We start from the raw sequence: 21,974 nt of genomic DNA, 5'->3' as shown, positions 1-21,974 counted from the left end.
GAGAGGCTATGTCCGGTGTTTCAGGGGGGCTGCTCCACTGAGGCCCCGGCAGCCCCGAATGATCGAATTCGAATCGCGGCGCAGCGTGATAACAGTTTGTGCAATTCAATTCGAATATCCGATATATCAGTAAGTGAGCCGCGACCGCTTACGCCTGCTGACGACCCCACCTATCTCTCCGCTGCGCCGGCCCGCCTCCATATACCTCCCCGGTGTCGTCCCCAGCGCACGCCGGAACATGTCGATGAACGCGCTGACGTTGTCGTACCCGAGATCGAGTGCGATCGTCGTCACCGGCACGTCATCCGCGATTCGCTCCAGCGCGCGCAGCAGCCTCGCCTGCTGACGCCACTGCGCGAACGTCAGCCCCGTCTCCGCGACGAAGCGGCGGCTCATCGTACGCGCACCGATGCCGGCCCATTCGGCCCATTCCTCCAGCCGCCGGTTGTCCGCGAGATCCGCGGCCAGCGCGTCGGTGATCTTCATCAGCCGCGGATCCTGCGGCCGGACCAACCCCAGCGCCTCGACCTCCGACGACGCGATTTCATCGAGGATCACGTCGGCGATCCGCGTCTGCGCGGCATCCAGTTCCGAATCGCCCCAGCTTGCCGCGCGCTGCACGGCTTCGCGCAGCAGCGGCGTCGTGCGGATCGCACGCGGCGCAGCGGGCAGTGCCGCGCAACGCGCTTCGGCGACGAATGCCGACCAGCCGGAAATCGGCCCGAACGAGCGCAGCGAATGCCGGCAATGCGGCGGAATCCAGATCGCATGAATCGCCGGCACGACCCAGTCCTGGTCGTCGAGGCCGATCGTCACCAGCCCGCTCAGCGCGCCGACGAGCTGGCCGCGCGCATGCGAATGCGCCGGCGTGACACGCGGGTCGCGTTGCGACAGCACGGCGGCGACCACGAACGGGCCGTCGTCGGATGTGACGAATCGGGCGGGCAGGAGCGGATCGGACATGGCCGGATTTCGGTATCGAATGGCCGTTATACCGGAGATCGGCCGATTTCGCATGCCTACACTGCGTCCATCGATGACAACCGGAGTACGACACGATGCGAGCCGACCAGATGCTTCCCGACCATGCCGACCAGATCGAAACCGGCGGAACGACGATCCGCAAGGGGACCGTCGGCGCGTTCCTGGTCAACGCGCGTGTGCTGACAGACCCGAATGCAGCACCCGCCGACCGGGTGCGCGCGGAGGCCGATGCGATCGACGCGTTGCCGGCGCTGCGTGCGCTCGGCCTGTTCGACGTGCTGGAAGTGCGCGATCCCGCGCTGCGCGCATGGCTCGACGCACGCTGATGCGCGCCCGAACCGTCGATCGAGATCCCCGAATCAAGGAGTCACCATGAAAGCAGCAGTCGTGACGGGCGCCGGCGAGCGTCCCGTTCACATGGAATTCGATGCGCCGCACGCGATGCCGGGCCACAGCCTGATCGACGTGACGGCGTCCGCGTTGAGCCGGATCGCGCAGGGGCGCGCGGCCGGCACGCATTACTCGTCGGACCGACGCTATCCGTTCGTGGTCGGTGTCGACGGCGTGGGGCGGCGTCACGACGACGGCCGGCGTGTCTACTTCTTCGGCGCCCCCGTGCCGTTCGGCGCGATGGCCGAACGTACGATCGTGCCCGATACGCAATGCGTGCCGCTGCCGGACACGCTCGACGATGTCACGGCCGCGGCGCTTGCGATTCCGGGGATGTCGTCGTGGGCGGCGCTGACCGAACGCGCGCGGCTCGTCGCGGGCGAGACGGTGCTCGTCAACGGTGCGACGGGTACGTCGGGGCGGCTGGCGGTGCGGATCGCGAAGCGTCTCGGTGCCGCGAAGGTGATCGCGACGGGCCGCAACGCGGCTGCGCTGCAGGCGTTGACGAGCGCCGGGGCCGATGCGGTCGTGTCGCTGCAGCAGGACGACGTCCATCTGGCGCGTGCGCTCGAACCGCATTTCCGTGATGGTGTGGACGTCGTGCTCGACTATCTGTGGGGCGCCAGCGCGCAGACGCTGCTGGCTGCCGCCGCGAAGGCGTTACCGGCCGGCCGTCGGCTGCGTTACGTGCAGATCGGCTCGATCGGCGGCGCGGACGTGTCGTTGCCGGGGGCCGTGCTGCGGGCGACTGCAATCGAACTGATGGGCAGCGGCATCGGCAGCGTATCGCTGCCGCGCTTGCTGGCGTCGGTGCGCGGCGTGTTCGATGCGGCCGGGCCGGCAGGCCTCGCGATCGACACGCGCACGGTGCCGTTGTCGGCGGTTGGCGAACACTGGGGCGATGTGAACAGCTTCGTGCGCCCGGTGTTCACGATGCGCGGCGAGTGAGCGGCGCATCGAAACGCAGCGCGCTGGGCACGGCGCGAGGGGTGCGCTGCGCGGCGGCGGTCGGCGGTTTGCCGCGATGCCGCCGCGCGTGGCCTGGCAGAAGGGCGGTCGACCGACTACCGCCGCCCGCCGGCCCACGCGTCAGAACCGCTGCTGAATCCCCGCCGTGACACCGACCTGCGTCGTGCCGTATCCCGCGAAATCGCGCGACACGCCGACCTTCTGGTCGTGTTTCGCGATCGCGAACGCGCCGGCCGCATACAGCACCGTGCGCTTCGACAGCGCATAGTTCGCGCGCATCGACACCAGCGTCGGATCGGCGTCGCTGCCGCCCTTGATGTTCTGGTGATAAACGGCCGCGATCAGCGAGAACGCCGGCGTGAACTGATACGACCCGCCGAGCCAGACCATGTCGCTCAACTGGTTCGCCGCCGTGGTGCGGAACGTGCGCTTGTAGTTGCGGTAGCCGGCCATCGTCTTCAGGTTGCCGAAGTCGTAGCTCAGGCCGGCATGGATGCCCTGGATATAGTTGACCGTATCGACCGGCGTGACGCTGTCGGCCGCGCCGTTCTGCCGGTCGAACGTGACGACCGCCGCGAACGGGCCTTTCTCGTAGCCGACCGCGAAGTCGTATTTCGAGCTGGTCTTCATGCTGCCCGGTACGTTGCCGAAGCCGTACAGCGCGCCGAACTTGAAGCCGCTGAATTCGCCGTCGTAGCGCACCGCGTTCGACGAGCGCGTGAACATGCCGTCCTTGCGGCCGCCCGTCGCCATCGACGACGAGGCCCACGAGTAGTTCTGCGCGTAACCCATCGGGTCGAACGGCAGCATGTAGTCGTAGGTGACGGTGTAGTTGCGGCCGAGCGTCAGTTCGCCCCATTTGCTCTTCAGGCCGACCGTCGCGCGGCGCGCGAAGATCGAGTCCGGGCCGTCGTCGAGCGCGCCGTTCGCGAGGTCGATCCCGCTTTCGAGGCGGAATACGGCCTTCAGCCCGCCGCCGAGATCCTCGACGCCGCGCAAGCCCCAGCGCGACGTGTTCTTGTTGCCCGACTTGAGCTTGACCGAGCTGCCGCCTTCCGGCGCCGCGTGGTTCGTGTACTCGATGCCGGCATCCATGATCCCGTACATCGTGACCGACGACTGCGCGTGCGCGGCCGGCAAGGCGATACAGGCTGCCGCGGCCGAACCGGTGAGGACTACTGTTCGAATGGAACGTTCTGCGCGTGACTTCATTTTGACGGTGTCTCCTTGGTTTTTGTGGGCTGGTTGAAACAGAAAACGGTTACTCGCCGCGCTGTCGGCGGACGCTATGAGGCGTCCGCCGATGCGAGTCGCAAAGGGAGGTGTGCCTGAATTCATCCGCAGCGGCGCACCGGCCGCCGCGACCGGGTCAGCCCGCCTTCGCGAACGCCCAGCAGTCGTTGGTCGGGAATTCGATCCAGTGCTTGCCGGCCGCGCGCGGCACATGGCCGAACGCGCGCAGGCGCATGTCGCCGCAATGGAACAGGTATTCCCAGCGGTCGCCGAGATACATCGACGTGACGAGGTCGGCCTGCAGCCGGTTCGCGCCCGGGCCGTCGGTGACCTGTACGCGTTCGAGGCGGATCACGGCCTGCGCGTCCTGGCCCGGCGCGAGCGTGTCGCGCGCGAGTGCGCGCAACTCCCAGCCGTCGCCGGCGAGCGTCACGCATTCGCCGTCGATCGCGGCGACGCGCGCGTCGATCCGGTTGTTGCTGCCCATGAATTCGGCGGTGTACAGCGAACGCGGCGCGCCGTACAGCTCGGCCGGCGTGCCTTCCTGTTCGATGCGGCCGTTGCGCAGCAGCAGGATGCGGTCGGACATCGCCATCGCTTCGGTCTGGTCGTGCGTCACGCACAGGGCCGACAGCCCGAGCGACACGATCAGTTCGCGCAGCCATGCCCGCGCTTCCTCGCGCAGCTTTGCGTCGAGGTTCGACAGCGGCTCGTCGAGCAGGATCACCGGCGGGTTGTAGACGAGCGCGCGTGCAATGGCGACGCGCTGCTGCTGGCCGCCCGACAGCTGATGCGGAAAGCGTTCCGCGAGATGGCCGAGGCCGAGCTGGTCGAGCGCGGTCTGCACGCGGCGCTTCTGTTCGGCCGGCGCGACGCGGCGCAGCTTCAGCCCGTAGCCGACGTTGTCGGCGACGGTGCGGTGCGGCCACAGCGCGTACGACTGGAACACGAGGCCGAGCGAGCGCTGCTCGACGGGCAGGTCGACGCGCTGAGCGCCGTCGAAGAACACGCGGTCGTCGAGCTGGATGCGGCCGTCGGACGGCTGTTCGAGGCCGGCCACCGCGCGCAGCAGCGTGGTCTTGCCGCTGCCCGACGCGCCGAGCAGGCACACGACTTCGCCGGCCTTCAGTTCGAACGACACGCCCTTGAGGATCGGATTGGCGCCGTAGCTGAGATGCAGGTCGTCGACGATGAGCTTATCCATGAAGTTTCACTCCGAAGCGCAGGGCCACGCCGAGACCGGCGCCGACCATCGCGATGTTGATGACAGAAAGCGCGGCAACCTGGTCGACGGCGCCGGTCGCCCACAGCGACACGAGCAGCGCGCCGATCACTTCGGTGCCGGGCGACAGCAGGTAGACGGCCGTCGAGTATTCGCGCTCGAAGATCATGAAGATCAGCAGCCACGCGGCGAGCAGGCCGAAGCGCACGAGCGGCAGCGTCACGTCGAGCGACACGCGGCTGCGCGTCGCGCCGACACTGCGGCCGGCTTCCTCGAGCTCGGGGCCGACCTGCAGCAGCGCGCTCTGGATGAGCCGCATCCCGTAGGCGAGCCACACGACCGTGTACGCGATCCAGATGCTCCACATCGAGTTCTTCAGCTCGCGCAGGCCCGGCACGAACAGGAAGATCCACAGGAACGCGAGACCGGCGAGCAGGCCCGGCACCGCGCGCGGCAGCAGCACGAGGTAGTCGAGCAGCTTGGTCGCCCAGTCGGGGCGGCGGTGGCCGGCGAACGCGACGAGCGAGTAGAAGCCGATCGCGAGCGCGCCGCCGATCACGCCGATGCCGAGCGTGTTGACGATCGCGCGCACCAGGTTGTCCTGCTCGAACAGCTCGACGAAGTTCGACAGCGTCAGCACCTCGGCGAGCGCGACGCCTTCGCCCCAGTTGGTTACGAACGCGCGCAGCACGATGCCCGAGATCGGCACGATCACGGTCAGCATCAGCCACAGCGCGACGATCGCGAGCGCCACCCAGCGCCACACGCCGAGCGGCAGCACCGTCGCGCGGCCGGCCTTGCCCTTCACGGTGACGAAGCGGTTCGCGGTCTTCAGCAGGCGGCGCTGCAGCAGCACGAGCGGGAACGTGATCGCGACGATGCACACGGCGACTGCGGCCATCAGGTGATACGACGGCACGCCGAGCTTGTTGGTCAACTTGTACAGGTAGGTCGCGAGCACGAGGTGGCCTTCGGGATCGCCGAGCACGAGCGGCAGCCCGAACACCTCGAAGCCGAGGAAGAACACCAGCACGCCGGCGAACAGCAGCGCGGGCATCGTCATCGGCAGGCTCACGTCGAGCGCGACGCGGAACGGGCGGGCGCCCGTCACGCGCGCGGCTTCCTCGACGTCCGAGCCGAGGTTGCGCAGCGCGGCCGACGAGTACAGGTACACGTGCGGCACGTGCGTGAGGCCGACGATCACCGTGATCGCGAAGACCGAGTACACGTTCCAGGGCACGTTCTGCACGCCGAACAGTTCCTTGAACCACACCGAGTAGAAGCCGACCGGGCCGGCCGCGACCACGTAGCCGAACGCGAGCACCATCGGCGACACGAACACCGGCGTGAGCAGCAGCGGTTCGAGCCAGCGGCGGCCGGGCAGGTCGGTGCGCACCATCAGGAACGCGAGGATGCCGCCGAGCGGGATCGAGATGAACAGCATCCCGCCGGCGATGACGAACGAGTTCTTCACGGCCGACCAGAAATCGGGATCGCTGAAGACGAAACGGAAGCCCTCGATGCCGAGCGTCTTGTTCGCATCGAAGAACGGCGCGGACAACAGGCTCTGGAACAGGATGAAGCCGAGCGGCAGCGCGACCGCGACGGTCAGTACCGCGACGACGATCCAGCGCAGCATGCCGGCGAGCGGCTGGAGGCTGCTGACCGGCAGCGCGGGAATCGCGCCGCGCGGGCCGGTGGCGGGCGGAACGGCCGGTGCCGTGCCGCGGGTGCTGGTTGAAAGCATGAGTTCGCCCCTGCGGCCATCCGGATGGCCGCCTCTAGGAAGTCGGTATGGGGAAGGGGCCGCCCGCGCAACGTGGCGGGCGGCCGTTGGCCGGCCGAAGCCGATCAGCGGATCAGGCGATCAGCCCTTGATCGCCTGCTGCCATTGCTTCAGGAACGCGAGCCGCTTCGACTGGTCCAGGTAGACGAGCAGGCCGGTGCCGATCTGGATCGGCTTCAGCGAATCGCCGAGTTCCTTCATGAGGCCCGCGGCCGACGTTTCGCCGGTCACGTCCGTGCGGATCGCGTACAGGTTCGCCTGGTTTGCGATCAGCGTCTGGCCGCGTTTCGACAGCAGGTAGTCGACCCACAACTTCGCGGCGTTCGGGTTCTTCGTCTTCTTCGAGATGGTGACGAGGCGGCTCACGACCTGCGTGTAGTCCTTCGGAAACACGTAGCCGATCGACTTGTCCTTCTTTGCCTTCGCGTACGCGTACGATCCGAAGATGTTGTAGCCGATCAGGTTCTCGCCCGACGAGATGCGCTCCATCATCGCGCCCGTGCTCGACTGCAGCTTCGGGCCGGTCGCGCCGATCGCCTTCACGAGTTCCCACGTGACCTTCTCGTTCAGGTGCGCGTCCTGCGTCAGCGCGTTGAAGCCGACGCCGGATTTCTCGACGTCGTAGGTCGTGAGCTTGCCCTTGAACTTGTCCGGTTGCGACGCGAGCAGCTTGATCAGCTCGGCGCGCGTCTTCGGCACTTCGTTCTCGGGGATCAGGCGCTTGTTGTAGACGATCGCGAGCGGCTCGAAGGTCGTGCCGTACGCCTGCTTCTGGTACTGCGCCCATTGCGGCACGTTCGGGCTTTCGGGCGAATCGTAGGACGCCATCAGGCCGTCGTTGACGAGCTTGACCTGCAGGTCCATCGCCGAGCTCCACAGCACGTCGGCGCTGGTGCTGCTCGCCGCGTTCTCGCTGATGTAGCGGTTGTACAGCTCGGTGCTGTTCATGTCGTTGTACTCGACCTTCACGCCGTACAGGCTTTCGAAGTCCTTGATCAGCGGGCGCACGAGGCCCGTGTCGGTCGTCGAGTAGACGATCAGCTTGCCTTCCTTCTTCGCGGCGTCGATCACCCCCTGGTAGTTACCCGGATACCCGGCCGGAACCTGTGCGGCGGCGCTGCCGGCGGCGGTGCCCAGGACGATCGCCAGCGCGGCGGCGAGGTGCTTCGGTGCAAACGGCATGTCTTCCTCCAGTTACGCATTGTGTTGTTCGAGTGACGCGGATGTTAATTGCGGGGCACTTTCAGCCTGCTTTCATTTCGGTTCACAGTCGCGTCGTTTGTGTCATGGATTTCCCGAGGTCGACGCGGCCGCTACCGCGGGTTTCACGGCGTGCGGCACGGTGCGAAAGGGGAAGAAGGCGACGCTCGGGCGGGCGCGCAAGCCCGTCACGACGACGGGCTATTCGGAGGCCGCCAGCAGCTTGCCGAGGATCCGACCGCCATGCCGGGCATGCGCGGCGGTCAGCGCGGCATATCCGACGACGACGCCCGCGTCGCGTCGGGCGCTTCGACAGAATTCGCGGATCGGCTGCAACGCGATGCCGGCCGCGCGCGCCTGGGCGACATACGCGGCGTCGTCCATCCCGGGCGGCAGCCACAGCACGAAATGAAAGCCCGCGTGCTCGCCGGATACCGTGTACCTGCCGCCCGCGTGCTTCGCCAACTGGTCGAGCACGATGTCGCGGCGCTGGCGGTACGCGTGCCGCGCGGCGCGCAGGTGCTTCGCAAAATCGCCGTCGGCGATGAAGCGCGCCAGCGCCAGCTGCGGCGCCACGCCGACCGCGCGCGCGGTCGCGTGCCACACGGCCGACAGCGCCGGCCGCAAGGTTTTCGGCACGACCATGAAGCCGATGCGCAACCCCGAGAACAGCGTCTTGTTGAACGAGCCGCAATAGATCACGCGGTCGCACGCGTCGAGCGATTTCAGCGCGGGCAGCGGGGCCGTCTGGTAGCTGAATTCGCCGTCGTAGTCGTCCTCGATGATCCACGTGCGGTTGCGCTGCGCGCGGTCGAGCAGTTCGAGCCGGCGCGACACCGACATCGTCACGCCGAGCGGCGCCTGATGCGCGGGCGTCACATAGGCCGCGCAGGCATCGGGATGCCGGTCCAGCGACGCCGTGTCGATGCCTTCGCGGTCGACCGGCACGTCGATCACGGTCGCGCCCGCGATCGTGAAGATCTGCCAGGCCGACACGTAGCCCGGGTCCTCCATCAGCACCGTCGAGCCGGGCGCGAGCAGCGTGCGTGCGACGAGGTCGATCGAATGGCGGATGCCGGTCGTGATGAAGATGTCGCCGGCGTCGCACGGGATGCCGCGATATTCCCGCAGGTACGCGGCGATTTCGTCGCGCAGGCGGTCGATGCCTTGCGCGGGCGTCGCGCCGAGGTCGTTCGCCGTCGCGGCCAGCAGGCTCGCGCCGAGCGCCTTCTTCCATTGCTGCATCGGCATCAGGCCGGGATCGGCGAGCCGTGCGACGAACGGGACGCCGGGGCGCACGCCGTGTTCGGGTTCGGCTGCGTCCGGGGCGCTCGCCGGTGCGGGCTGTGTGTCGCGGGGACGAGGCTGCGCGGCCGCGCGCAGATAGCTGTCCGGCACCACCGCGCAGACGCGCGTGCCGGACCCTTGGGTGCGCGCGACGTAGCCCTCGGCGCACAGGATGTCGTATGCGGCTTCGACGGTGCCGCGCGCGATGTCCCAGCGCGCGGCCAGCGTCCGGCTCGACGGCAGCGGGCTGTCGGCGGGCAGCAGGCGCTTCAGGATCGCGCCGCGAATCGTATCGGCGATGCATTCCTGTTTCGACTGCGGGCCGCCGGCCGACAACCCGGAAGGGCGTGGCAGGTCGAGTGGAATCGCGGCTTTGCCTCGCGGCATAGTGGTCCAGTCAATAGTCGATTTAATGGTCCTTCAGCTTATATCACTTTCCCCTTAGATTGCTGTCGACCTCTCTCTCCGGACCGGAAACGGACTTGCCGCATGAAGACACGTTCATTGCCCCAGCGGGGCTGGTTGTTCCTGTTGATGCTTGTCGTGTGCCTGCCGCGCGTCACGATCGATGCCTACCTGCCGTCGCTGCCCGCGATGGCCGATGCGCTGCACGGCACCGACGCGCAGCTGCAGCTCACGCTGACCCTCTACATGGTCGGCTATGCGCTGTCGATGCTGGTGTCGGGGCCGCTGTCCGACCGTTGGGGCCGCCGTCCCGTGCTGCTCGGCGGCCTGTGCGTGTACGTCGTCGCGAGCGTGGCGTGCGCGCTGTCGACCGGTATTCCGGCACTCGTCGTCGCGCGCATCTTTCAGGCACTGGGCGGCTGCACCGGCACGGTGATCGGCCGCGTCATCGTGCGCGAGCGCTATCCGGCCGCGACGCAGGCCGCGATGCTCGGTCATATCTCGGCCGGCATGGCGCTGTCGCCGGTGGTCGCGCCGCTGGCAGGCAGCGCGATTGCCGAGTGGTTCGGCTGGCGCGGCGTCTTCGGATGGCTGGCGGCGGGCGGGCTGGTCGCGACCGCGATGGTGCTGCGCTACCTGCCCGAGACGCGCGAACGCGCTGCGCGACCGGCTCCGGGCCCGCGGCTCCTGCAGACCTACGCCGGCCTGCTGCGCGACCGACGTTTCCTGCGCTACTCGCTGGCGATCGGCTTCATCTACTGCACGTACTACCCGTTCATCGCGGAATCGTCGACGCTGTTCCAGCGGCAAATCGGCGTGTCCGGCCCGGTCTACGCGGCGATCTTCGGCGTGACCGTGCTCGGCTACCTGATCGGTTCGAGCGCGTTCGCGCGCACCGGCAAGCGCTGGCAAGCCGATGCGGTCATCGCGGCGGCGGCAGTCGTCAATCTGGCCGGCGCCGCCGCGCTGTGGGTCGGCGGCGCGATCGCGCCGACGGCCGTGGCGGCCCTCGTCGTGCCGATGTTCGTCGTGATGATCGCCGTCGGGATCGCGATTCCGGCCTGCCAGTTCGCGGTGATGCAGCCTTACACGACGATCGCCGGCACGGCGTCGGGGCTGTTCTTCTTTATCCAGATGGCGATCACGGCCGCGTGCGGCGGCGTGCTGGCGGCGCTGTCGGACGGCACCGCGCGCCCGATGATCGTCGTCACGGCCGGCGCGAGCGTCGCGTTCGTCGCGGTGGTCGTCGGCTTTCGCGAGCGGCGCGCGACGGGAGATGCACGCTTCGCGACGGGCGACCGAGCCGCTGCCGAGCGCTGAGCAGTGGCCGTCGCGGCGGGGCGCGGCGGCCTGGCGGCCCCCGCGCAACCCGTGTTTCCGCGAGGCGTCGGCATGGAAAGGATCATGTAATGTAGCGGCCTGTCGCTGACCTTACCGGAATCCCCATGCGCGTGCTGCTCGTCGAAGACAACCCGAACCTGGCCCAGTCGCTGAACGACGCGCTGAGCGCCGCGCGCTTCGCGGTCGATCACATGGCGGACGGCGAGGCGGCGGACCACGTGCTGCGCACGCAGGATTACGCGCTGGTGATCCTCGATCTCGGGCTCCCCAAGCTCGACGGGCTGGAGGTGCTGCGGCGGCTGCGCGCGCGCCGCAACCCGGTGCCGGTGTTGATCCTGACCGCGCACGGGTCGGTCGAGGACCGCGTGAAGGGGCTCGATCTCGGCGCCGACGACTATCTGGCGAAGCCGTTCGAGCTGACCGAACTGGAAGCGCGCGCCCGCGCGCTGATCCGGCGCAGCCTCGGCCACGAGCATTCGCGCGTCGAATGCGGGCCGCTTTCGTACGACAGTATCGACCGCAGCTTTCATCTCGCGGGCGAGCCGCTGTCGCTCACGCCGCGCGAGCGCTCGGTGCTCGAGGTGCTGATCCTGCGCAACGGTCGCGCGATCAACAAGGACACGCTCTCGGAGAAGATCTTCGGGATCGACGAGTCGGTCAACGCCGATGCGATCGAGATCTACGTGTACCGGTTGCGCAAGAAGCTGGAAAACACGGGCGTCGCGATCGTCACGCTGCGCGGCTTGGGCTACTTGCTCGAAGCGAAGGCGGAGAGCGCTGAATGACCCGCCGCCCGAACCTGCGCACGCAGGTTGCGCTGTGGCTGCTGCTGCCGCTGCTCGGGCTGCTCGCGCTCGACTCGTGGCTCACGTACCAGCGCGCGATGAGCGCCGCGCACGTCGCGTTCGACCGCACGCTGTCGTCGTCGCTGAAGTCGATCCGCGAAGGCGTGCGGCTCAACGACGGCGAGATCGAGGTCGATCTGCCGTATCTCGCGCTCGAAATGCTCGAGTCGAGCGACGGCGGCAAGATCTACTACCTGATCCGCGAGGACAACGGCCACACGATCACCGGCTATCCGGACCTGCCGCTGCCGCAGGGGCGCGACGCGGGCGACGGCGCGCTGTTCGTCACGCGCTACTACGACGTCGTCTATCGCGGCGAGCAGTTGCGGATGGCCGCGCTGCGGATCCCGGTGCACGACGTGCCGACCGCGCAGTCGCGCATCGTGTGGGTGATGGTCGGCGAGACGATCGAGGCGCGCCAGGCGCTCGCGCGCGAGATCCTGATCGGGTCGCTGCTGCAGGAGGGGCTGCTCGTCGTGCTCGCGCTCGGGATCGTGTGGCTCGGCGTCGGGCGCGGGCTGCGGCCGCTGAACCGGCTGTCGGCCACCGTCGCCGCCCGCAGCGAGGACGACACGACGCCGCTCGATACCGGCGCGATGCCGAGCGAGCTCGCGCCGCTCGTCGATTCGATCAACCAGTACATCGGCCGCACGCAGCGGATGCAGGTGGCGCGGCGCCGCTTCTTCGCCGATGCGGCCCATCAGCTGAAGACGCCGCTCGCGGCCGTGCAGGCCGGCGTCGAGCTCGCGCTGCGACCGGACGAGCAGCCGCGCGCGAACGGGCACCTGCGGCGCGCGAACGGCGCGGTGCGGCAAGCCGCGAAGATCGTCCAGCAGCTGCTGTCGCTGTCGCGGCTCGATTCGGACAGCGGCCATGCGGTCGCGCACAAGCCGGTCGAACTGCACCGGCTCGCGCGCAGCGTGACGCTCGACTGGTCGCCTGTCGCTCGCGCGCGCGACATCGATCTCGGCTTCGAGCACGAGGCCGACGTCGACGTGCTCGGGCAGTCCGATCTGCTCGGCGAGATGATCGGCAACCTCATCGACAACGCGGTCCGCTATGCGGGCGACCATGCGGTGATCACGGTGCGCGTGTCGCGCGACGGCGCAGAGGCGCGGCTCGACGTGATCGATAACGGGCCGGGCATCCCGGCGGACGAACGCGACGCGGTGTTCGAACGTTTCCATCGCGGCAGCAAGACGCAGACGGTCGAGGGGACGGGGCTCGGGTTGTCGATCGTGCGGGAGATCGCACGCGTGCACCAGGGCAGGGTGACGCTGGGCGATGCGCCCGGCGGTGGGTTGGCCGTGGCGGTGTGGTTGCCGGTGGCGATCGATGCAGGGCTGCAGAAATAAAAACAATTAAATCGACAATTCAGTGATTAACTTAATGTCGTCGTAATACGCTGCTATTTTTGACAGCTTCAAAAACGGAATCTTTATACCTACGATAAATTGGCCGCCTGTTGCGCGGCCTTGTCTTGATGATTTAGGGGTGAATCAAAATTTCAAACTATTGAAAAGGACCACATCATGGCCACAGTACTCGACGAAGACGTTCTGCCGGAAATCGTTGTCGTGAAATTCAAGGTAAGCGGAGGGCAGGTCACGTCCGGGAGCGGAAAGGCACCGCTCATCTCCTTCGCCGCTGCTTTCAACACGGAAGGTGTGCAGGCGTCACTGCCGGAGGGTACCGGCTCGGTGCACGGTCCGGGTGCGGTTGTCTGGAGCCAGCGGCCCGCACCGACAAAAATCGCGATTCGAGGGAATTACTGGAATTTTCCGGCAAAGGAAGGCGGGGGGCACAGCAATTTGGTGCGCACCTTCTGGATGCACCTGCACGGTTACATCGGATTGGTTTCCGTCGCCAACTGGCATGGCATTCCGCCGGCGCCATTCCCGTTGCTGGATTTGACCTCGGTTACGCCGCGGAATTCGAAAACCGGAACGGCGAACTATACGATCTATCTCGATCCGAAAATTCCCGATGAAACGATCACGGTGAGCGATGCAGTACTTACCGAATTGTCGATTCAGAAATAAATGGTCGATATATTTTATAAATAAAGCGTCAGCGAAATTCAGGGTTAAATCATTTTATCCCGGTGACGCATCGCGGCAACTTACCCGGTGCGTCACATTTTCAAGCGATGGCTGGACCGGCCATCCGGCGGTCCGCACGGCAGGTCGATCAGTCGCCGAAGCCGATTTCCGCGTCGAGCGCCTGCCCGATTTCCAGGAAACTGCCCGCGCCGCGTACGACGATCGCGTTGATGCCGAACGTCAGCGCGCCGTCGTAGTTCGGGTTCCCGCGATAGGTCTGCAGCGTGTCGGTCGGCTCGTGCGGCCATGCCGGATCGGGCGCACCGGTGGCCTGGTCGATCGTCGGCATCGGGCAGCGCGTGCACAGCTTCACGAGCTGCAGCCGCACCGGCGTGTCGCCGCCGGTGTCGAGGTGCTCGACGAAATCCTCCTCGTACGCATCGAGATCCGACACGACGATGTTCGGCCGGAAGCGGTTCATCGGGATCGCCGGCGCGCCTTTCGCGGCGAGCCGCGCATTCAGGTCGTCGAGCGACGCCTGGCCGATCACGAGCAGCGGATAGGCGTCCGAGAATTGCGTATGCGTAACGATGTCGCCGGTCCACTTGCGGTCGCAGCCGCGGCGCGCGTCGGCGCCGAAGCGCGCGAGCTTCGTCGGCGTGCCGAGGAATTCAGTGAGCCAGGCGGCCGTGTCGGCGCCCGTGTCGATCGCGTCGACGGTGTCGCGCCAGACGGTCGCGGCCATCTTCGGCGTGGCGGGCGTTGCGTCGCCGTCGAGCGGCGTGCGGAGCGCCGGCATGCCCGGCGCGTTCAGCACGAGCGCATCGCTGTCGAGCGCCGTGCGGATCAGCGCGAGGCGCGGGTGCGTGCGCTGCGTGATCATCTGTCCGTCGCGATCGGTGATCAGCCAGTGACGGTCGTATGCAAGGCCCGTTTCGAGCAATTGCGCGCGCGTCAGCGCAATGCCGGCGCAGGATTTGATCGGATAGACGAAGAGTTCGGTGATGGCTGGCATGACGCTGGCTGAACGCGGGATGGTCGAATCGCGATTGTGCCAGATCATGCCGAAGCCGTTCGGGCGGCTGTCGGCCGCCGCGTGCGCGGTCAGGCGAGCGGAAAGCCGGTATCGAACGTCGTGCGCACGTCGAGCGGCTGGCGCAGCAGCCCGGCCTTCAGGTAGAAGTCGGCCGTGCGCTGCTGTTCGGCGATCACCGCTGCGTCGAGCGCCAGCCAGCGCGTGTTGCGGCGCTCGAACTGCAGCTTCGCGGCGGCCGGCGGAATGCCGATGATGCGTGCGAGCGCCGCCGAATACGCATCGGCATGGCGGTACGACCACGTCTGCGCGCGCACGACGCGCCGCAGGAAATCGTGCAGCACGTCGCGCTTCGATGCGATCGCCGCGTCGGTCGCCGCGAGATAGCTGAGGCCCGACCACAGCCCGCGGCCATCGACCAGTACGCGTGCGCGGCCGCTCGTTTCGGCGAGCGCGGTATAGGGCTCCCAGGTCGCCCACGCATCGATCGACCCGGTGGCGAGCGCCAGCATCGTGTCGGCCGGCGGCAGGAAGCGGAACGACACCGCATCGGGCGGCAGGCCGGCCGCGTCGAGCGCCTTCAGCGTGACGAAATGGCCGATCGAGCCGCGCGTGGTGCCGATGCGCTTGCCCTTCAGGTCGGCCGCGCCTTTCAGCGCCGCGTCGGGCCGCACGAGCACGGCCGTACCGTACGGATCGGAACGGTTCGCGCCGATCACCTTGATGCGGGCGCCCGATGCGAGCGCGAAGATCACCGGCGCGTCGCCGATCGGGCCGCAGTCGACGGCCGCCGCGTTCAGCGCTTCGGCGAGCGGCGCGGCGGCCGGGAACTCGGTCCACGCGATGTCGTACGCGAGGCCGTTCAGTTCGCCGGCGGCTTCGAGCAGCGCGCGCAGCCCGCCTTTCTGGTCGCCGGCACGCAGCAGCGGCCGCGCGCCCGCTTGCGCGCGCAGCGCGGCAGGCGCCGCGGCGATCGTGGCGAGGGCGCCGGCTTGGGCGAGGAAATGGCGTCGGGTCGGATTCATCGTGAAGTGAAGGTCGGTCGAAGGCAGGTTTCAGGGAATCAATGCGGGAGCCCGGCTTGCACGTCGCGCACGGGTTCCGCGTCGACGCGCAGCAGCAGCGCGGTCAGTGCGTCGCCGCTGGCGGCCGGCGCGGCCGGTCGTGCAGCCGCATCCGAGCGGCACAGCAGGTCGGCATCCGACCAGCCGGCGCTGCCCGGCAACGCGCGCGCCCGCAGCCAGCCACGGCGATCGGCGAGCAGTTGCGTGCCGCCGAGCACATCGGGCGCGACGCCGGCAATCGTCGCGAACGCGCGCCACGCATCGGGCGTCGTCGCGACGCAGTTCGCGCGCGTGGCGGCCGAGGGCGCCACGGACGCACCGCGTTCAGTGACGAGCAAGGTTTGCCAGCGCGCGTCTTCCGGCGGCGGCGTTGCGCCCGGCGCGAGCGCGACGATGCGCACGCGCTGGCCGTCGCGCCAGCGGTCGAGCGATTGCGGCGCGGCGTCGCCGCAGCGCACGTCGAGCGCCGGCAGCGGGACGGGCACCGGCCACGCGCCTTCCGCCTGCGCGCCGCTGCCCGCGGCCAGCGCCTTCAGGTAGTCGAGCACGGCCCACGTGTCCTGCGGGCCGAGCGTCGCGGCGAAACCGGGCATCGTCGACGCACCGTGTTCGTCGCGTGTGCCGTGCCGCACGCGCCAGAACAGCTCGCCGTCGAGGCGACGCGCGAGCAGCGCACCGGCAAAGGTCGGCGGCCAGCGCGTGAGCGTGGCCGCGAGCGGCCCTTCGCCACGTCCGTCCGCACCGTGGCAGGCCGCGCAGTGCTGGACATACAGGTGCGCGCCGTGCATCACGCTCGAGACGGCAAACGGCGCGGGATCGCGCTGGAAGCTCGTCGGCACGGCCGGCGCGAGCCACAGCGACGACGGCGGCCACGGCGCGAACCACGCGACGGCCAGCGCGGCGATCGCGACGATTGCGGACGGCAAACGCCGCTTGCGCGAAGCGAGCGCGACGCAGGCGAGCACGACGGCCAGCGCCGTCATGGCACCGGCGAGCGCGAGTTGCCGCGTCAGTCCGGCATCGATGCGCAGCGTTTCGAGTGCGATGCGGTGCGCCCACGGCCACGCGGCCTGACCGTCGGCGTCGCCCGTCAGGCCGACCGCGTGCAGCACACGTGCCAGCGCGATTTGCGCGCGATACAGCAGTTGCAGGAAGGCGATCGCCCAGTCGGCGAACGGCGGTGCGTTCATCGCGCGCGTCTCCGCCGTGTATCAACCGGTCGTCGAACGGCACCTCGCATCTACCAGCTCGCATCGAGCCCGAGATGCCGCAGCGCGTCGTGGCGCAATTCGGCGAGGCGCGGGTCGCCGCGATGGCGCGGGTAGGGCAGGTCGACGTGCAATTCGGCGACGATCCGTGCCGGACGCGGCCCGAACACGATCACGCGTTGCGCGAGGAACAGCGCTTCCTCGACATCGTGCGTGACGAGCAGCGACGAGAACCCGTCGCGTTGCCACAGTGCGGTCAGCTCGGTCTGCATCGTGAGCCGCGTCAGCGAATCGAGCTTGCCGAGCGGTTCGTCGAGAATCAGCAGGCGCGGATCGTTGACGAGCGCGCGAGCGAGCGCGACACGCTGCGCCATCCCGCCGGACAACTGATGCGGGAACACGTTCGCGAATTCCTGCAGCCCGACGCGCGCGAGCGCATCGTCGACGCGATGCTGTGCGGTGCCCGCCACGCCGCGCGCTTCGAGGCCGAGCGCGACGTTCGCGCGTACGCGCCGCCACGGGTACAGCGTCGGGTCCTGGAACACGACGATGCGCGACGGATCGGGCCGTTCGATCGGCACGCCGTCCTGCGCGATCGTGCCTTGCCGCGCCCCATCGAGCCCCGCGACGAGGCGCAGCAGCGTCGACTTCCCGCAGCCGCTCGGGCCGAGCAGCGCGACGAATTCGCCGGCCGCGACCGACAGCGTGACGTCGTCGAGCACCGGCAGCGCGCCGCCGGGGCCGTCGAACGCATGGCTCACGCGGCGGATGTCGATGCGTGCGCCGCGCGGCGCGGTGACGGCGGGTGCCGCGACAGTGGCCGCGGACGGTTCGAGTACGGCGGCGCTTACCATTTGACGGTTCCCTTCTGCCACGCGAGCACGCGGTCGCGCACCGCGAACAGCAGCGCGATCAGCCCGGAAAACAGCAGCGCCATCACGATCAGCGCCGCATACATGTTCACGTACGACGCCCAGCCCTGCGCCCAGCTCAGGTACCAGCCGAGCCCCGACTTGACGCCCATCATCTCGGCGACGACCAGCACGGTGAACGACGCGCTCAGCCCCATGAAGATGCCGACGAACACGTGCGGCAGCGCGGCGGGAATCGCGACGCGCAGCACGAGGAAGCGCGCGTTCGCGCCGAGCGTGCGCGCGACGTCGTAGTACTGCTTGTTCACGCTCGCGACGCCCGACCATGTGAGCACCGCGACCGGGAACCCGGTGGCGAGCGCGACCAGGAACGCGGCGGCCGAATAGCTCGACGGGAAGAAGTAGAACGTGAGCGGCAGCAGCGCGGTGGCCGGCACGGGGCCGAGCACGCGCAGCACCGGATGCACCCAGTAGCCGATCCGGCGCGACCAGCCGATCGACACGCCGACCGCAAAGCCCACCGCGACGCCGTATGCAAACCCGAGCGCGAGCAGCTTCAGCGTGTTGCCGGCGCTGCCCAGCAGGCGCGGCCAGTCGTCGACGTAGACCTCGATCAGCGCCTGCGGCGGCGCGAAGAACGGCGTCGGCAGCCAGCCGGTTTTCGCGGTGACGATCTCCCACGCGGCGAGCACGAGCGGCAGCGCGACGAGCCACGGGCCGGCCGGGCGCACGCGCGCGAGCCGCGTGCGCGACGCGGCGACGAGATGGCCGAGCGTCGCGGCGGCGAGCAGCAGCGCGGCGATCGTCCACGCGGCCGTGCCGAACGTGTCGGTGTACGCCCAGTCGCTGAAGCCGACGATGCGGTTCGGCCACAGCTGCGTGAGCGCGCCGAGCGCGGCCCACGCGAGCGCGGCGGCGATCCCGGTCGGCCAGGTGCGCGCGCGGCGCGCTTCGGCGGCGAGCGTGGCTTCGCAGGCCGTGCAGGCCGCGCGCGCGGAAGCGTTGGCGTTCGCGGCGCCGGCCGGGGCCGACGCGGTGCGTGCAGCGGAAGCGTGTTCGATCGTCGACATCGCGTTACCCCAGTACGTTCGCATAGACCTGCTGCGCGAAGCGCTGCGGGTCCGTGCTCTTCTTCAGCACGCTGATGCGGCGGAAATCGTCCGCATAGAACGCGATTTCCTGCTGCAGGTCGACGTTGGTCGGGTGATGCGTGTAGGTGAGCGTCGCGTACAGCTTGCGCAGGTCTTCCGGATTGATTTTCGGCGAGTACTTCGCGAACACCTTCGCCGCTTCGTTCGGGTTGTCGTGCGTGTATTCGGTGGCCTGCACGATCGAGCGCGCGAGCGCGGCGGCCGCCGGCCGGTCGTTGCGGACGAGGTCGCCGCGCGCGCCGATCACGCAGCACACCTTGCGTGCGTATTCGCCGGACAGGTTCGTCGCGAGTTCCGTATACGCGCCGTTGCTGCGCTTTTCGAGCAGATAGAGATTCGGGTCGCCGTCGGCGATGGCATGGATTTCGCCCTTGTCGACCGCGACGCCGAGCAGGTCGGCCGGATACTGCCGCCACGTGATGTCGCGCTCGGGATCGATCCCGTTCTTCGCGAGCAGGATCGAGAAGAAGTGCTTGCCGGGCGCGGCGAGATCGCTGACGCCGACCGTCTTGCCCTTCAGCGCCTGCAGCGTCGTGACGCCGGCCGCCTTCGCGCCGAGCAGCCGCACGCAGCCGCCGTGCGAGCTGCCGATGATCTTCACGTCGAAGCCGGCTTCGAGCGGCTTCAGCCAGCGGTGGATCATCCCGACCGCCGCATCGGCCTTGCCGGTTGCGATCGATTCGAGCAACTGGTCGGTCGACCCGCTGTAGTTGATCAGATCGACCTTCAGGCCGTTTTTCTCGAAGAAGCCGTTTTCCTGCGCGACGACGATCGGCGTCAGGCAGAACGCATTCTGGTTCCACGCGAACGTGAGCTTCTTCAGCGGCGGCGCGGACCACGCCTTCCGGCCGAGCGTGATCGCCGGCGCGGCGAGCGCGGCGGCGCCGGCCGCGCGCAGCAGGCGGCGGCGTTTGTCGTCGTGCGCGTCGGCGGGCGCGGGAGCGGTGGTGTGGGTCATTGTCTGGTCTCCGGTCGTGCGGAAAGGCGCTCAGTCGAGCAGGTCGGGTTCGTCGGCGACGACCCGCGCAAACAGGCTGTCGAACGCATGCAGCGCACCGTCGGGGCCGCCGATCTGGCCGTGCGTGTGGCGCGCGGTGTCGTGATCGATCGGCTGCGGCGTGCCGGCGGCTTCGGCCAGCAACTGCGTGTGCGCGGCGTTGTCGAGCGCGATGTACCACCACGCGGCGGCCTCGACCGTCGGGCCGGCCGTCAGGATGCCGTGGTTCTTCAGGATCACGCCCTTGTGCGTGCTGCCGTCGGGTTTCGCGAGCGCGTCGGCGATCCGTGCACCTTCGCTCGTGTCGACGACCATCCCCGTGAAGTCGTCGAACAGCGCGTGATCTTCGTAGAACACGCAGGCGTCCTGCGTGAGCGGATCGAGCGGGCGGCCGAGCGTCGACCATGCCTTGCCGTAGGTCGAATGCGTGTGCGCGGCGGCGACGACGTGCGGATGGGCTTCGTGGATCGCCGCGTGGATCGCGAACGCGGCCTTGTTCAGCGGCCGCGTGCCGATCGCGGTTTCGCCGCGCGCGTTGACGAGCAGCAGGTCGGACACCTTGATCTGCGAGAAATGCACGCCGAGCGGATTCACCCAGAAATGGTCGGGCAGCTCCGGATCGCGCGCGGTGATGTGGCCGGCGAGCCCCTGCGCGAAACCGAAGCGCGCGAACAGGCGGAACGCGGCCGCGAGCCGCTCCTGCCGGTGTCGGCGTTCGGCGGCGACGTCGATGCGCGGTGCCGTCGCGTCGAACCAGAAGTGCTGGCGCGGGGCTTCGGCGAGTTCGAGGCCCGATGCAGTGCGCACGGGCGAGGAAAGGACGGCGGACATGATGGCGTGTGGCTCCGTTGGGCGTCAGGCGGCGCGGCGTGCTGCGTCGCGTGCGGCGACGGCGCTGCGCACGCGCGGAATCAGTTCGCGGCCGTAGTCGATCGCGTCTTCCAGCGGGTCGAAGCCGCGGATCAGGAAGGTCGTCACGCCGAGGTCGTAGTAGTCGAGCAGCGCGTCGGCGACCTGTTCGGGCGTACCGACGAGCGCCGTCGAGTTCGAACGTGCGCCGGTGAGCTTCGCGATTTCGGTCCACAGCCGCTTGTCGACGCGCGAACCGCGCTCGGCCGCGGCCAGCAGGCGGCGCGCGCCTTCGCTTTGCTGCGGGCCGCCGGCGCCGAGGCCGGCCGCTTCGCGCAGCCGGCGCGTCTCGTCGAGGATGCGGTGCGCGCGCGCCCACGCTTCGTCTTCGGTTGCGGCGAGAATCGGGCGGAACGACACGGAGAAACGCACCTGCCGCCCGTGCTTCGCGGCTTCGGCGCGCACGCGCGTCGTCAGGTCGCGCACCTGGTCGAGCGATTCGCCCCACAGCGCGTACACGTCGGCGTGTTTGCCGGCCACCGCGAGCGCGGCGTCCGACGCGCCGCCGAAGTAGATCGGCACATGCGGCTGCTGGACCGGCTTCACTTCCGAGAAACCCTGCTTGAACCGGTAGTGCGCGCCGTCGTGATCGAACGGCTGCGCTTCCGTCCAGATCCGCCGCAGGATGCCGAGGTATTCGTCGGTGCGCGCATAACGCGCGTCGTGGTCGAGGAAATCGCCGTCGCGCTGCTGTTCGCTGTCCGAGCCGCCGGAGATGAAGTGCACGGCGAGCCGGCCGCGGCTGAACTGGTCGAGCGTCGCGATCTGCCGCGCGGCGAGCGTCGGCGCCGTGAAACCCGGGCGATGCGCGAGCATGAAGTGGATGCGCTCGGTCGCGGCCGCCGCGAACGCGATCGTCAGCGTGGCCGACGGGCCGGTCGAGTGGTGCGGCACGAGGATCCGGTCGAAGCCGGCCGTCTCGTGGGCGCGAGCGAAGTCGCGCACGTAGTCGGGATCGACGACGGGGCCCGATGCCGGATGGATTTCCGACTGTTTCTGGCTCTGGATCATGCCGATGAATTCGACGCTCATCTGG

General features: G+C 68.6%; 20 protein-coding genes. 6 read left to right on the top strand and 14 right to left on the bottom strand.

Features of this window, described 5'->3' with window-relative positions; translation table 11 throughout:
- Positions 1-126: 126 nt before the first annotated feature.
- A complete protein-coding gene (locus U5798_RS14920; RefSeq protein WP_322082481.1) occupies positions 127-963 on the bottom strand; it encodes a helix-turn-helix transcriptional regulator in 837 nt (278 codons plus the stop codon).
- 95 nt (positions 964-1,058) lie between these two features.
- On the opposite strand from U5798_RS14920, the gene U5798_RS14915 reads away from it, so the two are divergent.
- Together U5798_RS14915 and U5798_RS14910 are read left to right on the top strand one after the other, a co-directional pair.
- Positions 1,059-1,310, top strand: a complete 252-nt coding sequence (locus U5798_RS14915) for a hypothetical protein (RefSeq protein WP_124447892.1) — start codon at positions 1,059-1,061, stop codon at positions 1,308-1,310.
- Between the two features lie 46 nt (positions 1,311-1,356).
- On the top strand, positions 1,357-2,322 hold the full coding sequence (locus tag U5798_RS14910) for a zinc-binding alcohol dehydrogenase family protein (protein WP_322082480.1): 966 nt from the start codon (positions 1,357-1,359) through the stop codon (positions 2,320-2,322).
- Positions 2,323-2,463: 141 nt separating this feature from the next.
- On the opposite strand, the gene U5798_RS14905 is transcribed toward U5798_RS14910, so the two are convergent.
- The 5 genes from U5798_RS14905 to U5798_RS14885 all read right to left on the bottom strand — a co-directional run bounded on the left by U5798_RS14905 (position 2,464) and on the right by U5798_RS14885 (position 9,458).
- Positions 2,464-3,555, bottom strand: a complete 1,092-nt coding sequence (locus U5798_RS14905; protein WP_124447888.1) for a porin — start codon at positions 3,553-3,555, stop codon at positions 2,464-2,466.
- A gap of 157 nt (positions 3,556-3,712) precedes the next feature.
- The gene (locus U5798_RS14900) at positions 3,713-4,780 is read right to left on the bottom strand and encodes an ABC transporter ATP-binding protein (RefSeq protein WP_322082479.1); all 1,068 of its coding nucleotides are present in this window, start codon (positions 4,778-4,780) and stop codon (positions 3,713-3,715) included.
- Positions 4,773-6,545 (bottom strand): ABC transporter permease, encoded by a 1,773-nt coding sequence (locus U5798_RS14895; protein ID WP_124447885.1) that lies wholly within the window; start codon positions 6,543-6,545, stop codon positions 4,773-4,775. The genes U5798_RS14900 and U5798_RS14895 overlap by 8 nt, the downstream gene beginning before the upstream one ends.
- Positions 6,546-6,665: 120 nt before the next feature.
- Entirely contained in the window at positions 6,666-7,766 is a 1,101-nt protein-coding gene (locus U5798_RS14890; RefSeq protein ID WP_124447883.1) for an ABC transporter substrate-binding protein, read from the bottom strand.
- A gap of 219 nt (positions 7,767-7,985) precedes the next feature.
- The gene (locus tag U5798_RS14885; protein WP_322082478.1) at positions 7,986-9,458 is read right to left on the bottom strand and encodes a PLP-dependent aminotransferase family protein; all 1,473 of its coding nucleotides are present in this window, start codon (positions 9,456-9,458) and stop codon (positions 7,986-7,988) included.
- A gap of 102 nt (positions 9,459-9,560) precedes the next feature.
- On the opposite strand from U5798_RS14885, the gene U5798_RS14880 reads away from it, so the two are divergent.
- The 4 genes from U5798_RS14880 (at position 9,561) to U5798_RS14865 (ending at position 13,704) form a co-directional block, all read left to right on the top strand.
- Complete coding sequence (locus U5798_RS14880) at positions 9,561-10,796, top strand: multidrug effflux MFS transporter (RefSeq protein ID WP_322082477.1); 1,236 nt, start codon at positions 9,561-9,563, stop codon at positions 10,794-10,796.
- Between the two features lie 125 nt (positions 10,797-10,921).
- Positions 10,922-11,602, top strand: a complete 681-nt coding sequence (locus U5798_RS14875; protein WP_124447877.1) for a response regulator — start codon at positions 10,922-10,924, stop codon at positions 11,600-11,602.
- Positions 11,599-13,017, top strand: a complete 1,419-nt coding sequence (locus tag U5798_RS14870; protein WP_322082476.1) for a sensor histidine kinase — start codon at positions 11,599-11,601, stop codon at positions 13,015-13,017. The genes U5798_RS14875 and U5798_RS14870 overlap by 4 nt, the downstream gene beginning before the upstream one ends.
- A 177-nt stretch (positions 13,018-13,194) precedes the next feature.
- A complete protein-coding gene (locus tag U5798_RS14865; RefSeq protein WP_124447873.1) occupies positions 13,195-13,704 on the top strand; it encodes a hypothetical protein in 510 nt (169 codons plus the stop codon).
- Between the two features lie 148 nt (positions 13,705-13,852).
- Here the strand turns inward: U5798_RS14865 and U5798_RS14860 are convergent, their stop codons facing one another.
- The 8 genes from U5798_RS14860 to U5798_RS14825 form a co-directional block, all read right to left on the bottom strand.
- Positions 13,853-14,719: an MOSC domain-containing protein gene (locus U5798_RS14860; RefSeq protein WP_322082475.1), complete on the bottom strand. Its 867-nt coding sequence runs from the start codon at positions 14,717-14,719 to the stop codon at positions 13,853-13,855.
- An 89-nt stretch (positions 14,720-14,808) separates the two neighbouring features.
- Entirely contained in the window at positions 14,809-15,762 is a 954-nt protein-coding gene (locus tag U5798_RS14855) for an ABC transporter substrate-binding protein (protein ID WP_322082474.1), read from the bottom strand.
- 38 nt (positions 15,763-15,800) lie between these two features.
- Positions 15,801-16,991 carry a c-type cytochrome gene (locus tag U5798_RS14850; protein ID WP_124447867.1) on the bottom strand — a complete coding sequence of 397 codons (1,191 nt, stop codon included), beginning with the start codon at positions 16,989-16,991 and terminating at the stop codon, positions 15,801-15,803.
- Between the two features lie 50 nt (positions 16,992-17,041).
- Positions 17,042-17,863, bottom strand: a complete 822-nt coding sequence (locus tag U5798_RS14845; protein ID WP_322082473.1) for an ABC transporter ATP-binding protein — start codon at positions 17,861-17,863, stop codon at positions 17,042-17,044.
- The gene (locus U5798_RS14840; protein ID WP_322082472.1) at positions 17,857-18,951 is read right to left on the bottom strand and encodes an ABC transporter permease; all 1,095 of its coding nucleotides are present in this window, start codon (positions 18,949-18,951) and stop codon (positions 17,857-17,859) included. The genes U5798_RS14845 and U5798_RS14840 overlap by 7 nt, the downstream gene beginning before the upstream one ends.
- A 4-nt stretch (positions 18,952-18,955) precedes the next feature.
- On the bottom strand, positions 18,956-19,990 hold the full coding sequence (locus U5798_RS14835) for an ABC transporter substrate-binding protein (protein ID WP_322082471.1): 1,035 nt from the start codon (positions 19,988-19,990) through the stop codon (positions 18,956-18,958).
- 30 nt (positions 19,991-20,020) lie between these two features.
- Positions 20,021-20,860 (bottom strand): class II aldolase/adducin family protein, encoded by an 840-nt coding sequence (locus U5798_RS14830; RefSeq protein WP_124447859.1) that lies wholly within the window; start codon positions 20,858-20,860, stop codon positions 20,021-20,023.
- 24 nt (positions 20,861-20,884) lie between these two features.
- Positions 20,885-21,970, bottom strand: coding sequence for an LLM class flavin-dependent oxidoreductase (locus U5798_RS14825; protein WP_124447857.1), 1,086 nt, complete (start codon positions 21,968-21,970; stop codon positions 20,885-20,887).
- Between the last annotated feature and the right edge of the window lie 4 nt (positions 21,971-21,974).

It is taken from the genome of Burkholderia sp. BCC1972, assembly GCF_905339605.1.
Classification (GTDB): Bacteria; Pseudomonadota; Gammaproteobacteria; order Burkholderiales; family Burkholderiaceae; genus Burkholderia.
The sequence above is the reverse complement of the archived record's forward strand: the minus strand, read 5'-3'. Positions and strand labels throughout refer to the sequence as shown.

Coding starts and splice junctions, on each gene's coding strand:
- U5798_RS14840 (WP_322082472.1), bottom strand. CDS start 18,951: ATGTCGACGATCGAACACGCTTCCGCTGCACGCACCGCGTCGGCCCCG.
- U5798_RS14880 (WP_322082477.1), top strand. CDS start 9,561: ATGAAGACACGTTCATTGCCCCAGCGGGGCTGGTTGTTCCTGTTGATG.
- U5798_RS14860 (WP_322082475.1), bottom strand. CDS start 14,719: ATGCCAGCCATCACCGAACTCTTCGTCTATCCGATCAAATCCTGCGCC.
- U5798_RS14910 (WP_322082480.1), top strand. CDS start 1,357: ATGAAAGCAGCAGTCGTGACGGGCGCCGGCGAGCGTCCCGTTCACATG.
- U5798_RS14825 (WP_124447857.1), bottom strand. CDS start 21,970: ATGAGCGTCGAATTCATCGGCATGATCCAGAGCCAGAAACAGTCGGAA.
- U5798_RS14875 (WP_124447877.1), top strand. CDS start 10,922: ATGCGCGTGCTGCTCGTCGAAGACAACCCGAACCTGGCCCAGTCGCTG.
- U5798_RS14915 (WP_124447892.1), top strand. CDS start 1,059: ATGCGAGCCGACCAGATGCTTCCCGACCATGCCGACCAGATCGAAACC.
- U5798_RS14855 (WP_322082474.1), bottom strand. CDS start 15,762: ATGAATCCGACCCGACGCCATTTCCTCGCCCAAGCCGGCGCCCTCGCC.
- U5798_RS14890 (WP_124447883.1), bottom strand. CDS start 7,766: ATGCCGTTTGCACCGAAGCACCTCGCCGCCGCGCTGGCGATCGTCCTG.
- U5798_RS14850 (WP_124447867.1), bottom strand. CDS start 16,991: ATGAACGCACCGCCGTTCGCCGACTGGGCGATCGCCTTCCTGCAACTG.
- U5798_RS14830 (WP_124447859.1), bottom strand. CDS start 20,860: ATGTCCGCCGTCCTTTCCTCGCCCGTGCGCACTGCATCGGGCCTCGAA.
- U5798_RS14900 (WP_322082479.1), bottom strand. CDS start 4,780: ATGGATAAGCTCATCGTCGACGACCTGCATCTCAGCTACGGCGCCAAT.
- U5798_RS14920 (WP_322082481.1), bottom strand. CDS start 963: ATGTCCGATCCGCTCCTGCCCGCCCGATTCGTCACATCCGACGACGGC.
- U5798_RS14870 (WP_322082476.1), top strand. CDS start 11,599: ATGACCCGCCGCCCGAACCTGCGCACGCAGGTTGCGCTGTGGCTGCTG.
- U5798_RS14885 (WP_322082478.1), bottom strand. CDS start 9,458: ATGCCGCGAGGCAAAGCCGCGATTCCACTCGACCTGCCACGCCCTTCC.
- U5798_RS14835 (WP_322082471.1), bottom strand. CDS start 19,990: ATGACCCACACCACCGCTCCCGCGCCCGCCGACGCGCACGACGACAAA.
- U5798_RS14845 (WP_322082473.1), bottom strand. CDS start 17,863: ATGGTAAGCGCCGCCGTACTCGAACCGTCCGCGGCCACTGTCGCGGCA.
- U5798_RS14895 (WP_124447885.1), bottom strand. CDS start 6,545: ATGCTTTCAACCAGCACCCGCGGCACGGCACCGGCCGTTCCGCCCGCC.
- U5798_RS14865 (WP_124447873.1), top strand. CDS start 13,195: ATGGCCACAGTACTCGACGAAGACGTTCTGCCGGAAATCGTTGTCGTG.
- U5798_RS14905 (WP_124447888.1), bottom strand. CDS start 3,555: ATGAAGTCACGCGCAGAACGTTCCATTCGAACAGTAGTCCTCACCGGT.